The sequence below is a fragment of the Enterovirga rhinocerotis genome, assembly GCF_004363955.1.
In the GTDB taxonomy this organism is placed as follows: domain Bacteria; phylum Pseudomonadota; class Alphaproteobacteria; order Rhizobiales; family Beijerinckiaceae; genus Enterovirga; species Enterovirga rhinocerotis.
On the sequence record NZ_SNZR01000011.1, the window covers coordinates 409,737 to 422,906 of the forward strand.

The following is a 13,170-nucleotide window of genomic DNA, read 5'->3' on the forward strand; positions in this document are numbered from 1 at the left end:
TATGCGCCGTCCGGGTCGGCCGGCGCGCCGGGCTGCCCTCGCGCCGCGGTGTTGACGAAGCGGTCCGCCACCGGTTGAAGGACTGTTTCGTTCCACGACCGGCCGTTTCCGATGATCGACAAGACCTTCGACCCCACCTCCGTCGAGGCGCGCATCTCCGCGCGCTGGGAGGAGGCGGGCGCCTTCCGGGCCGGCCGCGCCGATCGCGGCGAGGGCGAGCCCTTCTGCATCGTCATCCCGCCGCCGAACGTGACGGGCTCGCTCCATATGGGGCACGCCCTGAACAACACCGTGCAGGACATCCTCTGCCGCTTCGAGCGGATGCGCGGCCGCGACGTCCTCTGGCAGGTCGGCACCGACCATGCCGGCATCGCGACGCAGATGGTGGTCGAGCGCCAGCTCGCCGCCGCCAAGGCGCCGGACCGCCGGTCGATGGGCCGCGAGGCCTTCATCGAGCACGTCTGGAAGTGGAAGGAGGAATCGGGCGGCACGATCATCAACCAGTTGAAGCGCCTCGGCGCCTCCTGCGACTGGTCGCGCGAGCGCTTCACCATGGACGAGGGCCTTTCGCGCGCCGTCCTCAAGGTCTTCGTCTCGCTGCACCGCGACGGGCTCGCCTATCGCGACAAGCGGCTCGTGAACTGGGACCCGAAGTTCTCGACCGCCATCTCCGATCTCGAAGTGCAGCAGATCGAGCTGAAGGGGAACCTCTGGTACATCCGCTATCCGCTTGAGGATGACCCGCAGCGCTATATCGAGGTCGCGACCACGCGGCCCGAGACGATGCTGGGCGACGTCGCGGTCGCGGTCCATCCGGACGACGAGCGCTTCAACGGCCTGATCGGCCGCAACGCGATCCTGCCGCTCGTCGGACGCCCCATTCCGATCGTCGCCGACACCTATTCCGACCCCGAGAAGGGGACGGGCGCGGTCAAGATCACCCCGGCGCACGACTTCAACGATTTCGAGGTCGGCCGCCGGCACGGCCTGCGCATGATCAACATCTTCGGGCCGCAGGCGGAGCTTCGGCTCGTCGAGAACGACGACTTCCTCCGGGACCTGCCGCCGTCGGAGACGCTGGACGCGATCCTCGCGATGGAGGGTCTCGACCGGGCCGAGGCGAGGAAGCGCATCGTCGCGATGCTGGAGGAAGGCGGCCAACTCGCCGCGATCGAGCCGCATACCCATGCGGTCCCGCATGGCGACCGCTCCGGCGTTCCCGTCGAGCCCTATCTGACCGACCAGTGGTTCGTGGACGTCAAGGGCCTCGCCGAGCGCGCCATGGCGGCCGTCCGCTCGGGCGAGACGCGCTTCGTGCCCGAGAACTGGGAGAAGACCTACTTCCAGTGGCTGGAGAACATCCAGCCCTGGACCGTGTCGCGCCAGCTCTGGTGGGGCCATCAGATCCCGGCCTGGTACGGCCCGGACGGGCAGGTCTTCGTCGCCGAGAGCGCCGAGGAGGCCGCCGCCGAGGCGCTCGCCCATTACGTCGTCAAGGGAACGCTCACCGAGGCGGAGGCCGAGGCCCTCGCCAACGATCCCGAGCGGCTCGACGGCTTCCTGACGCGCGACGAGGACGTGCTCGACACCTGGTTTTCATCGGCCCTCTGGCCCTTCTCGACGCTCGGCTGGCCCGACCGGACGCCCGAACTCGCGCGCTACTACCCGACGCAGACGCTCGTCACCGGCTTCGACATCATCTTCTTCTGGGTCGCCCGGATGATGATGATGGGGCTCTACTGCACCGACCGGGTGCCCTTCGACACGATCTACATCCACGCCCTCGTGCGCGACGAGCGCGGGGCGAAGATGTCGAAGTCCAAGGGCAACGTCATCGATCCGCTCGAGCTGATCGAGAAATACGGGGCGGATGCGCTTCGCTTCACCCTCGCTGCGATGGCCGCGCAGGGCCGCGACATCAAGCTTTCGCTCCAGCGGGTCGAGGGCTACCGCAACTTCGCGACCAAGATCTGGAACGCGGCCCGCTTTGCCGAGATGAATGGCGCGGTTGGGGCCGACGGCTTCGATCCGGCCTCGGCCAAGGACACGCTGAACCGTTGGATCCTTGGCGAATGCGCCAAGGCGGCGGCGGAGATCACGAAAGGGATCGAGGAGTACCGCTTCAACGAGGCGGCGGGTGCGGCCTACCGCTTCACCTGGAACACGTTCTGCGACTGGCATCTCGAACTCGCCAAGCCCGTTCTCCAGGGGCCGGATGGACCGGCCAAGGACGAGGCGCGGGCGACCATTGCCTTCGTCTTCGACACGGTGCTGACGCTGCTGCACCCCTTCATGCCCTTCCTGACGGAGGAGCTGTGGGAGCTGCGCCGCGCCGGCGCGAAGCGGCCGCTCCTCGCCCTCGCGCCCTGGCCGGCTCTCGGCGATCTCAACCGGCCCGAGGCGGAGGCCGAGATCGGCTGGCTGGTCGACCTCGTCTCCGAGATCCGTTCGGTCCGCTCCGAGATGGGCGTGCCGCCCGGCGCGCAGGTGCCGCTCGTCCTCGTCGCCCCGTCGGCGGAGACGCGCGCCCGCGCCGAGGCGCATGACGGGACGCTGCGGCGGCTCGCGCGGCTGTCGGACGTGACGGTCGCCGAGGCGGCGCCGCCGAAATCCGTCCAGGTCGTCGTGCGCGGCGAGGTCTCCGCGCTGCCGCTGGAAGGCGTCATCGACCTCGCGGCCGAGACCGAGCGTCTGACCCGCGAGGGCAAGAAGCTCGACGACGAGGTCGCGAAGATCGACGCTAAGCTGTCTAAGCCCGACTTCCTGGCGAGGGCGCCCGAGGAGGTCGTCGAGGAGCAGCGCGAGCGCAAGGCGGAAGCCCTGGCCCGCCGCGCCAAGATCGACGAAGCCCTCGCCCGCCTCCGCGACGCGGGGTGAGGGGAGCGGTTCCGGTCGAGCATGTCACGGGGCTCCGCGCCTGATCCCTCCCCTCCAGGGGAGGGCGAGTCGGCGTCAGCCGACCGGGGTGGGGTGTTGCGACAGCGGGGTTTCCCCACCCCGGTTCAAAGCTTCGCTTCGACTCGGCCCTCCCCTCCGGGGAGGGATCGCCCGGAGGGGAGGGCCGCATGAGGTGGGCTCTCCGGGTCTTTGCGGTTCTCGCCGTCGCGTTCGGCCTTCTCGCCGTCCTGACCATTCGCTTCGGCGATCGGGCCCTCTATCCGCCGAGGCCCGGCGAGGGCGCGGTCACGATCCATCTCGTCAGCAACGGCTACCATACTGGCCTCGTCCTGCCCCGCCAGCAGGTCTCGGAGATCGCGGGCCGCGAGGGCCGCGCTCTGCTGGCGACGGTCGCGGCGCGGTTCGCGCATTACGACTGGATCGAGACGGGCTGGGGTGAGGACGCCTTCTACCGCGAGGTGCCGACCGTCGCCGCGCTGAACTGGCGCCTCGCCCTGCGCGCCCTGTTCCGGCCGGGCAACGCCTCGGTGATGCATGTCGTCGGGATCGAGGGGGACCCGCTCGCCCCCTACCGCGATGAAGACACGCGGCGGATCGTCCTGTCCGAGGCCGGATTCGCGCGTCTCCTCGCCGGGATCGACGCCTCCTTCGCGCGCGGCGGGGACGGAGCGCCGGAGGTTCTCGGCCAGGGGCTCTACGGGCCGAGCCTGTTCTACCGCGCCGTCGGGGCCTTCAGCCTCGCCAGCCTCTGCAACCATTGGACGGCGCGGCGGCTGAACGAGGCAGGATTGCCGGTCTGGCTCCTCCCCGCGACGCTGCCGCGGGGGATGCTGCTCGATCTCGACTGGCGGGCGGGGACCCGGTCCTCGGCGACCTGAGGCAGCTCAGCGGGTGAGGCTGCGCATGGCCGCGTCGATGCCGTCGAGGGTCAGCGGAAACATCCTGCCGCCGAAGAGCTTGCCCATCATCCCGATGGACTGCGAGTAGTTCCAGCGGGTGCGCGGGGTGGGGTTCAGCCAGACCGATTTCGGGAACTGCGTCGTCAGCCGCTCGATCCAGACCTGCCCCGCCTCCTCGTTCCAATGCTCGACCGAGCCGCCGGGCATGGCGATCTCGTAGGGGCTCATCGAGGCGTCGCCGACGAAGACGGCGCGGTAATCGGACGGATAGGTCCGCAGCACGTCCCAGGTCGGGATGGTCTGGTCGTGCCGGCGCCGGTTTTCCTTCCACACCCGCTCGTAGGGGCAGTTGTGGAAGTAGAAATGCTCGAAATGCTTGAACTCGGACCGCGCCGCCGAGAAGAGCTGCTCGGCCGTCTCGATATGCCAGTCCATCGAGCCGCCGACATCGAGGAAGAGCAGCACCTTGACCGCGTTGCGGCGCTCGGCGCGCAGCTTCACGTCGAGCCAGCCCTTGTTGGCGGTCTCCTTGATGGTCTCGTCGAGGTCGAGCTCCTCGGCCGCGCCGGTGCGGGCGAACCGGCGCAGGCGCCGCAGCGCCACCCGCATGTTGCGGATGCCGAGTTCGACCGTGTCGTCGAAATCCTTGAAGTCGCGCCGGTCCCAGACCTTCACAGCCCGGAAGTTGCGGTTCTTGTCCTGGCCGATCCGGATGCCTTCCGGATTGTAGCCATAGGCGCCGTAGGGCGACGTGCCGGCGGTGCCGATCCATTTCGAGCCGCCCTGGTGGCGGCCCTTTTGCTCCTCGAGCCGCTGCTTGAGCGTCTCCAGCAGCTTGTCCCAGCCCATCGCCTCGATCTGCGCCTTCTCCTCCTCGGAGAGGTACTTCTCCGCCATCTTGCGGAGCCATTCGTCGGGGATCTGCGCCGCTTCGAGCCCCGCGCCGAGCGTCTCGAGGCCCTTGAAGACCTGTCCGAAGACGCGGTCGAACTTGTCGAGGTTGCGCTCGTCCTTCACGAGCGTCGCGCGGGACAGATAGTAGAATTCCTCGACCTTCTTGTCGGCGAGGTCGCGGTCGAGCGCCTCCATCAGCGTGAGGTATTCCCGCAGCGTGACGGGGACCTTGGCGGCTCGCAACTCGGTGAAGAAGGTCAGGAACATGCCCGGTTGTCGGGCGCCCGGGCAGGGCGGTCAAGCGGGGCTGGGGGCGGGCTGGCTGACGCTACAGCAGCACGGTCTGGATTCGAGCCCGGCGCGCGGCGGAGAACTGGCGTTCGTCCGCGGTCACGAGTGTCGTCCCGACGCGATCTGCGAGAGCGATGTACAGACAATCGTAGACCGGATGTCCGAGCCGCCGCATGAGTTGCATGGCGGGTGCGATGAGATCGTCCGTCGCGGCTGCGCCCGCGAAGAGCTGATCCATCACATCCATGCTGCTCTCGAGGGCGGATGGTGTCATGGCGCCCCGCCGAACGCCTTTCCAGAGCACATGCGCGACCTCCAGCCGGATGATGCCGGGGGCGATCAAGTCCTCGTCGGCGAGAAGGGCGCGTGCCTCGTTTGTCCGATCCTCGGCGAGGAACCATTTCACTGCGACGGAAGCGTCAACGACCATCGTCCTCGCCGTCGCGCAGCCTGCGAAGTTCGGCGCCGCTATCGACCATGCCGCGGGTGCTTTGCGCTCGAATGCGATCGATCTCGGCGATCAGATCCGCCTTGGATGGCCGAGCCGCTTCGCGGAGGGCGCGCCGGGCGAATTCCTCCAGCGAGGTACCGCTCGCTCGGGCTTTCCGCCTGAGCTCCTGCACGACACCCTCCTCCAGGTTGCGTACGAGAACCTGCGCCATTGCCGATCCCGGTCCATCCTTCCTGCTATCCGGACGATAGCACGTCGCCGCCCGCCCCGCCTTTGAAAAAGGGCCGCGGTGGGCTTACATTGTCCTGCATCAAGCAAGCCGCTTCGGGATCCATCATGGCCGCGTCTGGCTTCAAGGTCGTCACCCTCACCGATTCCGCCGCCGAGCGCGTGCGCTCGATCATGGCGCGGTCCGAGAAACCGATCGCGGGCCTTCGGGTCGGCGTGAAGAACGGCGGCTGCGCGGGCATGTCCTACACGATGGAATATGCCGATGCCGTCGGACCGCACGACGAGGTCGTCGAGGACAAGGGCGTCAAGATCCTGATCGACCCGAAGGCGATCATGTTCCTGCTCGGCACGCAGATGGATTTCCAGACGAGCAAGATGTCGTCGGGCTTCACCTTCAACAACCCGAACCAGACCTCGGCCTGCGGCTGCGGCGAATCGGTCGCGATCACGCCGGCCTCCGCCGAGCGGCTCGGCGCTCCGGCCTGACGCCTCGTCCGCCTGTCCCGGCGAAAGCCGGGGTCCGGGCCGGATTTTGAATCCCGGCCTTCGCCGGAACGAGCGGCGGATGCCCCAGGCGGACATCGCGTCCTTGATGCTTCGTTGACGGTCCCGAGCGGATTGTCTCGGCGTCTCAACCTTCCCTTGAGCGAGCCCTGATATGGCACGGCGATGTCGTCGCCGGCCGTTCCCTGATGGGCATTGTCCTCACCTTCGCGCTGAACGCGGTTCTGAATCTCGTCGTCGGCCTCGTCGTGGCGGGCGTGCTCGGCCCCGCGGAGTACGGCCGGTTCGCCATCGCCTCGATGGCCGCGATCGTGCTGTTCACCGCCCTGTTCGACTGGGTCAGGCTCTCCGCCACGCGGTTCACCCATGGCGACGCGAAGGAGGCCGGCCTCGATGCCAGCCTCGATGCGGCCTATCTCGCGATGGTCGCGCTCGTCCTCGTCGGTGCCGCGGGCATCGCGGTGGCGGGGCCGAGCCTCGGCCTGCCGCCCGGTCTCGTCCTCGTGGTCGCCGTCGCCGCGGCCGCGACGGGCCTGATCGAGATCGGCGCGGCGCGGACCCGCGCCCTGTTCCTGAACGGCGCCTATATCCGCCTGATCCTGGCGAAGAACGTGCTCGCCTTCGTCCTCATGGTCGCGGCGGCCTGGCTGACCCATAGCGCCCTCTGGGTGCTGGCGATGTTCGCCCTCGCGAACGGGCTCGCCTCGCTCGCATCCGGGAGGCGTCTGAGGCCGGTGCCGTCGGCGCTCTCGAAGGCGACGCGAAACCATCTCGCGACCTTCGCCCGCTACGGCTTTCCGATCGTCGTGGCCAATCTCGTCTATCAGGGGATCGTGCTCCTCAATCGGGGCGTCGTCGCGGATCGCTTCGGGTTCGCCGAGGCTGGCCAGTTGTCGCTCGCGACCGACCTGACGATCCGTCTCTTCCTGTCGGTCGGGGCGGCGCTCGACGCCTATCTCTTCCAGGTCGCCGTGCGGCGGCAGGCGGAGGAGGGCGAGGCGGAGGGGCGGCGGCAGATCGCCCTCAACATGCTGATCGTCCTCGCGGTCCTGTCCTTCCTCGGCGCATCCTATGCGGCCGCCATGCCGGCCCTGGAGGCCATCTTCGTGCCGCAGCAATTCCGCGGCTCGTTCGGCCCGCTCGCCCTGGCGATGCTGCCGGGCGTGCTCGCCTTCTGCTTCGGCCAGTTCGCCGTGGGCCCGGTCTTCCAGCTCACGCACCGGACCTCCGCGCTGCTCTGGACGACGCTCGTCGCGCTGGCCGTGGATGGAGTGCTGCTCTGGTTCGTTCCGGCCGAAGCTGGTCTCCTCGCCATCGCGGCCATCCACTCGCTGAGCCTCGCGGCGGGCCTCCTCGCCGCGCTCGTGACGGCCTCCTCGCTCCGGGGCTGCTGGCCAACCTTGGGCCAGGTGGGGACGGTCCTGCTCGCAGCCCTGCTCGCGCTCGGGGCGATGTGGCCGATGCGGAGCCTCGGCTCGCCGTGGCTCGCCTTGATCGCGGCCGGTCTCGTCGGGCCCGTCGTGTTCGCCGGGACGCTGTGGCTGCTCGACCTCGGCGGATTGCGCCAGGCCCTCGCATCCCAGGTCCGGCGGCTGCGCCGCGCCTCCGCTTCTCCGACATGAGGACGCCGGGCATGAGTGGAAACCGTCTTGCGGTCATCGTCGCGACGAAGGGGAGGGCGCCTCTCGCCGGCACGCTCGTCGACAGCCTGTTCGCGCAGACGCGGCCGCCCGAGACCGTGATCGTCGTCGGCTCCGAGGCGGCCGACCTGCCGGCCCTCGATCCGGCCCGCCCGGAGGTGACGGCCTTCGTCGGCCGGACCGGCTCCTCGCTCCAGCGCAACGACGGGCTTGCGCTCGTCCGCGACACGCATGACGTCGTCGCGTTCTTCGACGACGACTTCATCCCGTCCCGGTTCTGGCTGGACCATGCCGTCGCGGCCTTCGCCGCGAGGCCGGATCTCGGCGGCTTGACCGGCATCGTCCTCGCCGACGGCGCGAAGGGGCCGGGGATCGCGCTCGACGAGGGGCGGGCCATCGTCGCCGAGGCCGATCGCGCACCGGAGGCGCAGGGAAGTGCGCTCGACGAAAGCTTCGGTCCCTATGGCTGCAACATGGCCTTCCGGACGAGCGCCATCGCGGGCCTTTCCTTCGACGAGGCGCTGCCTCTCTACGCGTGGCTCGAGGATTTCGATTTCGGCGGCCAGATCCGCCGGCGCGGCGGCCGCACGGCTCGGGCCGAGGCGCTGTGGGGCGTCCATCTCGGCAACAAGACGGGGCGCGAACGGGGCGCCCGCCTCGGCTATTCGCAGATCGCCAACGCGGCCTACCTCGCCCGGAAGGGCAACGTCTCCTCGGTCGAACTGGCGAGGCTGGCCTTCCGGAACCTCGCGGCCAACGCGATCTGTTCGCTGCGGCCGGAGCCGCATGTCGACAGGGCGGGCCGATTGCGGGGGAATCTCCTGGCGGTCGCAGACCTGTTGCGAGGCCGCATCAGGCCCGAGCGCATCCTCGATCTTTGAGGACGGAGGGCGGCTCAGGCCGCGCTGGCGAGCGGGGGCTCGTCCAGGTCCCAATCGGCGAAGGAGGCGTTCCGCCCGGCCTGCTTGGCTCTGTACATGCAGGAATCGGCGCGTTCGAGGAGCGTCGTCGCCGTGTCGCCCGGCCGGAGTTCCGCGAGCCCGAGCGAGATCGTGACGCGGCCGAGCGATTCGCCCGTCGAGCGCTTCAGGAGTTCCCGGCCCATGACGTTGCGGCGGATCTTCTCCGCGCAGGCGAAAGCCTCGCCGGGTCCGATTCCGGGGGCCAGCATCGCGAATTCCTCGCCCCCGAAACGGGCGAGCGTCGCGCCGACGGTGACGTGCTCACGCATCGCCGCTCCGACGAGCCGCAGGACCTGGTCGCCGGTAAGGTGCCCATAGGTGTCGTTGAAGCGCTTGAAATGGTCGATGTCGATCACGGTCAGGATGAGGGGCGCGCGTTCCGCCGAGGCGTGAGCGACGTTCGCCGCCAGCGTCATCTCGAAGTGCTTGCGGTTCGCAAGTCCCGTCAGCGCGTCGGTCAGGCTCTCCGTCCGCACTTCTTCCAACACCTTGTGAAGGGATTCCACTTCTCCGCGCGAGATCTTCAGCCGCTGTTCGAGTTCCTGGTTGCTCGCCGCGACGGCGCGGGTGGCGCCGATCAGGGTCTCGACGATTTCCTTCATCTGGGTCTTCTCGAGGCCGGGCTGAAGGTTGCTCTGGATCGCCTCGAGCGAGACGCCGTATTCCGAGGTCGAGCCGGCGGCGGCTTCGATCAGGTTGATGACGCGCCCCATCTCCATGAGAAGGCGCGAGCCCACCTTGTCGGTCTCCTCGCTCAGGGCCATCGTGCCGATGTGAGCCGCGTAGAGGCGGTCGATATCGTCCGCCGCGAGAAACAGGTTCTCCGACAGGTGGGATTTGACGGCTTCGTTGAGGCGCGGCCTCAGCCCCGTGACGTAGGTGTACCAGAGTTCATAGGATTGCGGCGACGCGCCGCGCGCATAGGCGCGCATCAGCTCCCACGCCCGTTCACCGATGGCGATGGTCCTGTCGACCCTCTTCATGGTCGTCTCCCCGACCGCCGAACTTCTGCGGTCGCGCTTCAACTAGGGCGGGAGAATGCATGGCGTCTGCGAAGGACAGGTTAAGCGGGGCTGCCTTCTATGTGTCATTAAACGTACAAAACCGCCGGCCTGACGGGATCGACGGCCGCGACCCCCCGCGGCCGGCCTTTGTCAGGCGCTCGATTTGGGGCGCACGGGCCGGGCCAGGAAGGCCGGAACGTGATCGCCGAGCCCGACCACCGTCCGGCCGTCATCGGACGAGTCCGCACGAGGGTTGCGGCGGCGGCCAGGTTCTTGAGGCGCCGGCGAGGCGGCGCGGGGCGCAGGCTGCTCGCGGACACGGGCGGGGCGTTCTTCCGCCACCTCCTCATGGATGGGCGGGCGTGGATCGCTTCGGCCCTCCGACGGGCTGCGCTCACGGCGGGGCCGGGCACTGCGCTCGCCGCGTCCGGGCTTCTCGGACCGTTCGGCGCGCTCGGCACGGCCGGTCCGCTCGGTGCGCCCGCCTCGCGCGCTGCGTCCGCCGCGTCCGCTCCGGGGCCGCGACTCGCCTTCGGGAAGGTCTGCGACACTGGGGCCCTGCCATTCGACGCTCTGGCCGATCAGGCTCTCGATGGCGGCGAGCGACTTCTCGTCGCCGGGCGCGATCAGGGTGAAGGCGTGGCCCGTCCGTCCGGCCCGTCCGGTCCGGCCGATCCGATGGACGTAATCCTCGGCGTGGTGGGGGACGTCGTAGTTGAAGACGTGGCTCACGGCCGGGATGTCGAGCCCGCGGGCCGCGACGTCGCTCGCGACGAGGAGCGGAATCTCCCCGGTCCGGAACTTGTCGAGCGCCGCCATGCGGGCGCGCTGGTCGAGGTCGCCGTGGAGGGCGCCGGCGCTGAAGCCGTGCTTCTGCAGGGATTTGTGCAGGATCGCGACTTCGCGCTTGCGGTTGCAGAAGATGATCGCGTTCTTGAAGTCGGCCGAGTTGCGGATCAGGTCGCGCAGGCTCTCGCGCTTCTCGTGGCCGTCGGCACCGGTCGCGACGAGGCGCTGGGTGATCGTCGTCGCCGCGGAGGCGGGCCGGGCGACCTCGGTCCTCACCGGATTGTGCAGGAAGGTATCGGCGAGGCGCTGGATCTCGGGGGGCATCGTCGCCGAGAAGAACAGCGTCTGGCGCGTGAACGGGACGAGTTTCGCGATCCGCTCGATATCCGGGATGAAGCCCATGTCGAGCATGCGGTCGGCTTCGTCGATCACGAAGAGCTCGACGCCCGTCAGCAGCAGCTTTCCGCGTTCGATATGGTCGAGCAGGCGGCCCGGCGTCGCGATCAGCACGTCGACACCGCGGGCGATCTTCGTGTCCTGATCGGAGAAGGACACGCCGCCGATGAGGAGCGCGACCGACAGGTTGTGATTGGCGCCGTAGCGCTCGAAATTCTCGACGACCTGGGCTGCGAGCTCGCGCGTCGGCTCCAGGATGAGCGTGCGGGGCATGCGTGCCCGCGCCCGCCCCGTCTCGAGCAGCGTCAGCATCGGCAGCACGAAGGCGGCCGTCTTGCCTGTCCCCGTCTGGGCGATGCCGAGAACGTCGCGGCGGGCGAGGACGTGAGGGATGGCCTGGGACTGGATCGGAGTGGGCTGGTCGTAGCCTGCGGCTGCGACTGCTCCTAGGACCTTCTCGCTCAGACCGAGATCAGCAAAAGACATACAGGGGAGAGACCATGCAGGGTGCGCGCTTGCGGACCCTCGACAGAGACCGGAGCGTCCTCACGGATACTCCGGAGATGACGCCAGCAAGCGGCGGCACCTGCGGCCGCGCTGACCTGGGCGTATAGCCCGAGGAGGGCGGGCGCTGTCAATAAGGAAGATGACAGTGCACCTTACGATGGCATGCCGCGAAGATCGCATGCCGTGCCGGCATGCGTGCCTGGCAGCCTTTGGCCTGCGACATCGAGGAAGTGCTCCGTCGGTCGCAGTGTTCGCCGTCGACTGCCCTTCTTTAACCATCCATCGACGATACCGGATGGGATGGCCGGCTGCGACCGGCGCGCGAGACCGGCATGCTGACGAAGCTCCGTCCCTATCTCGACCGGCGCGTCATGCTGATGCTGGCGCTCGGCTTCTCCTGCGGCCTGCCGTTCCTGCTGGTGGCAGGCACCTTCAGCGCGCGTCTCGCCACGGCCGAGATCGACATCAAGGCGATCGGGCTCTTCGCCTATCTGCTTCTGCCGTACAGCCTGAAGTTCCTCTGGGCGCCGATCGTGGACGCGATCGATCTGCCGTTCCTCTCCCGCCGGCTCGGCCGCAGGCGGTCCTGGATGGTGGCTTCGCAGGTCTGCGTCGCCCTCGCGCTTCTCGCCATGGCAGCCGCCGACCCGATCTCCAGCCTTCCGCTGCTCGGTCTCGCCGCCTTCCTGATGGCGTTCTCGGCCGCGACGCAAGACATCGTCATCGACGCCTGGCGCATCGAATCGACGCCCGTCGAGCGCCAGGGGCTGATGCTCGCCGCCTACCAGCTCGGCTATCGTCTCGCGCTGATCACGGCGGGAGCCGGAGCGCTCATCCTCGTCAGCGAACTCGCCGGGCCGGATGCGGCGAAGGAGGCGATGTCGGCCTCCTGGAAGGTCGCCTATCTCGTGATGGCGGCGCTGATGCTGGTCGGGATCACGGCCTCCCTGCTCGCCCCGGCTCCGCCCGAGGCGGCTCCCGCAGCCGGCAAGCCGCGCGAGCCCTTCCATTTCGGGCGCGCCATCGTCGCCCCGCTGGCCGATCTCTACCGCCGCCAGGGGCCGCGCCTGATCGCGGTGCTGGCGCTCGTCGCCTTCTATCGGCTCCCGGATTTCGTCTCGGGCGTGATGGCGAACCCGTTCTACATCAAGATGGGCTACACGCTGCCGCAGATCGCCGCCGTCTCGAAGCTCTACGGCATCTGGGTCGGGATGCTCGGCGCCTTCGTCGGAGGATGGGCGATCATCCGCTACGGCCTCTATCCGGTGCTGATCGCCGGGGCGATCGCGGGCGCGGCCTCCAATCTCGCCTTCTCCTGGCTGGCCATGGGGCCGCCGGAGGTCTGGCGGCTGACGGTCGCGATCTCGGTCGAGAACTTCTCCGGCACCTTCGCGGGCACGGCGCTGATGGCCTACATGTCGAGCCTGACGGGCCTCGGCTTCGCCGCCACCCAATATGCGCTGCTCTCCTCGCTCTATGCGCTGCCGGGCAAGCTCGTCTCGGGCCTGTCGGGCTTCATGGTCGCGGCCTGGGGGTTCCCGGTCTTCTTCGCGGCTACGGCGGCCGTCGGTCTTCCGGTCGTCATCCTCGCGATCCTCTTCGGGCGAGGGGAGGCCGAGAAGGAAGCCGGGCCCGGCTCGGATGCCGGGGCGCCGGACGCGGTCTCGCCGCCCCGCCCCGCCTGACCGGGTGGATCGCCGGTTT

Annotated in this window: 11 protein-coding genes; 6 read left to right on the forward strand and 5 right to left on the reverse strand. The window is 68.9% G+C overall.

Annotation, left to right across the window (positions count from 1 at the left end; all coding sequences use genetic code 11):
• The first annotated feature begins 111 nt into the window (after positions 1 to 111).
• On the forward strand, positions 112 to 2,877 hold the full coding sequence (locus EV668_RS02545) for a valine--tRNA ligase (RefSeq protein WP_133768279.1): 2,766 nt from the start codon (positions 112 to 114) through the stop codon (positions 2,875 to 2,877).
• A gap of 188 nt (positions 2,878 to 3,065) precedes the next feature.
• A complete protein-coding gene (locus EV668_RS02550; protein WP_133768280.1) occupies positions 3,066 to 3,776 on the forward strand; it encodes a DUF2459 domain-containing protein in 711 nt (236 codons plus the stop codon).
• A gap of 6 nt (positions 3,777 to 3,782) precedes the next feature.
• Here EV668_RS02550 and EV668_RS02555 read toward each other — a convergent pair whose 3' ends face one another.
• The 3 genes from EV668_RS02555 to EV668_RS02565 all read right to left on the reverse strand — a co-directional run bounded on the left by EV668_RS02555 (position 3,783) and on the right by EV668_RS02565 (position 5,644).
• Positions 3,783 to 4,958 carry a vWA domain-containing protein gene (locus EV668_RS02555; RefSeq protein ID WP_133768281.1) on the reverse strand — a complete coding sequence of 392 codons (1,176 nt, stop codon included), beginning with the start codon at positions 4,956 to 4,958 and terminating at the stop codon, positions 3,783 to 3,785.
• 61 nt (positions 4,959 to 5,019) lie between these two features.
• A complete protein-coding gene (locus tag EV668_RS02560; RefSeq protein ID WP_133768282.1) occupies positions 5,020 to 5,412 on the reverse strand; it encodes a type II toxin-antitoxin system VapC family toxin in 393 nt (130 codons plus the stop codon).
• On the reverse strand, positions 5,402 to 5,644 hold the full coding sequence (locus EV668_RS02565) for a FitA-like ribbon-helix-helix domain-containing protein (RefSeq protein WP_133768283.1): 243 nt from the start codon (positions 5,642 to 5,644) through the stop codon (positions 5,402 to 5,404). Before EV668_RS02565 ends, EV668_RS02560 begins: the two co-directional genes overlap by 11 nt.
• A 125-nt stretch (positions 5,645 to 5,769) precedes the next feature.
• Between EV668_RS02565 and EV668_RS02570 the strand changes: the two genes are divergently transcribed.
• The 3 genes from EV668_RS02570 (at position 5,770) to EV668_RS02580 (ending at position 8,689) form a co-directional block, all read left to right on the forward strand.
• Positions 5,770 to 6,150, forward strand: coding sequence for a HesB/IscA family protein (locus EV668_RS02570; RefSeq protein WP_133768284.1), 381 nt, complete (start codon positions 5,770 to 5,772; stop codon positions 6,148 to 6,150).
• A 206-nt stretch (positions 6,151 to 6,356) separates the two neighbouring features.
• Positions 6,357 to 7,790, forward strand: a complete 1,434-nt coding sequence (locus tag EV668_RS02575; RefSeq protein ID WP_133768285.1) for a lipopolysaccharide biosynthesis protein — start codon at positions 6,357 to 6,359, stop codon at positions 7,788 to 7,790.
• Positions 7,791 to 7,801: 11 nt separating this feature from the next.
• Entirely contained in the window at positions 7,802 to 8,689 is an 888-nt protein-coding gene (locus EV668_RS02580) for a glycosyltransferase family 2 protein (protein ID WP_133768286.1), read from the forward strand.
• A 14-nt stretch (positions 8,690 to 8,703) separates the two neighbouring features.
• On the opposite strand, the gene EV668_RS02585 is transcribed toward EV668_RS02580, so the two are convergent.
• Both EV668_RS02585 and EV668_RS02590 read right to left on the reverse strand, forming a co-directional pair.
• Positions 8,704 to 9,753 carry a GGDEF domain-containing protein gene (locus tag EV668_RS02585; protein ID WP_245512787.1) on the reverse strand — a complete coding sequence of 350 codons (1,050 nt, stop codon included), beginning with the start codon at positions 9,751 to 9,753 and terminating at the stop codon, positions 8,704 to 8,706.
• 171 nt (positions 9,754 to 9,924) lie between these two features.
• Positions 9,925 to 11,445, reverse strand: a complete 1,521-nt coding sequence (locus EV668_RS02590) for a DEAD/DEAH box helicase (RefSeq protein WP_133768287.1) — start codon at positions 11,443 to 11,445, stop codon at positions 9,925 to 9,927.
• 353 nt (positions 11,446 to 11,798) lie between these two features.
• On the opposite strand from EV668_RS02590, the gene EV668_RS02595 reads away from it, so the two are divergent.
• Positions 11,799 to 13,151, forward strand: coding sequence for an AmpG family muropeptide MFS transporter (locus EV668_RS02595; RefSeq protein WP_133768288.1), 1,353 nt, complete (start codon positions 11,799 to 11,801; stop codon positions 13,149 to 13,151).
• Positions 13,152 to 13,170: the final 19 nt, after the last annotated feature.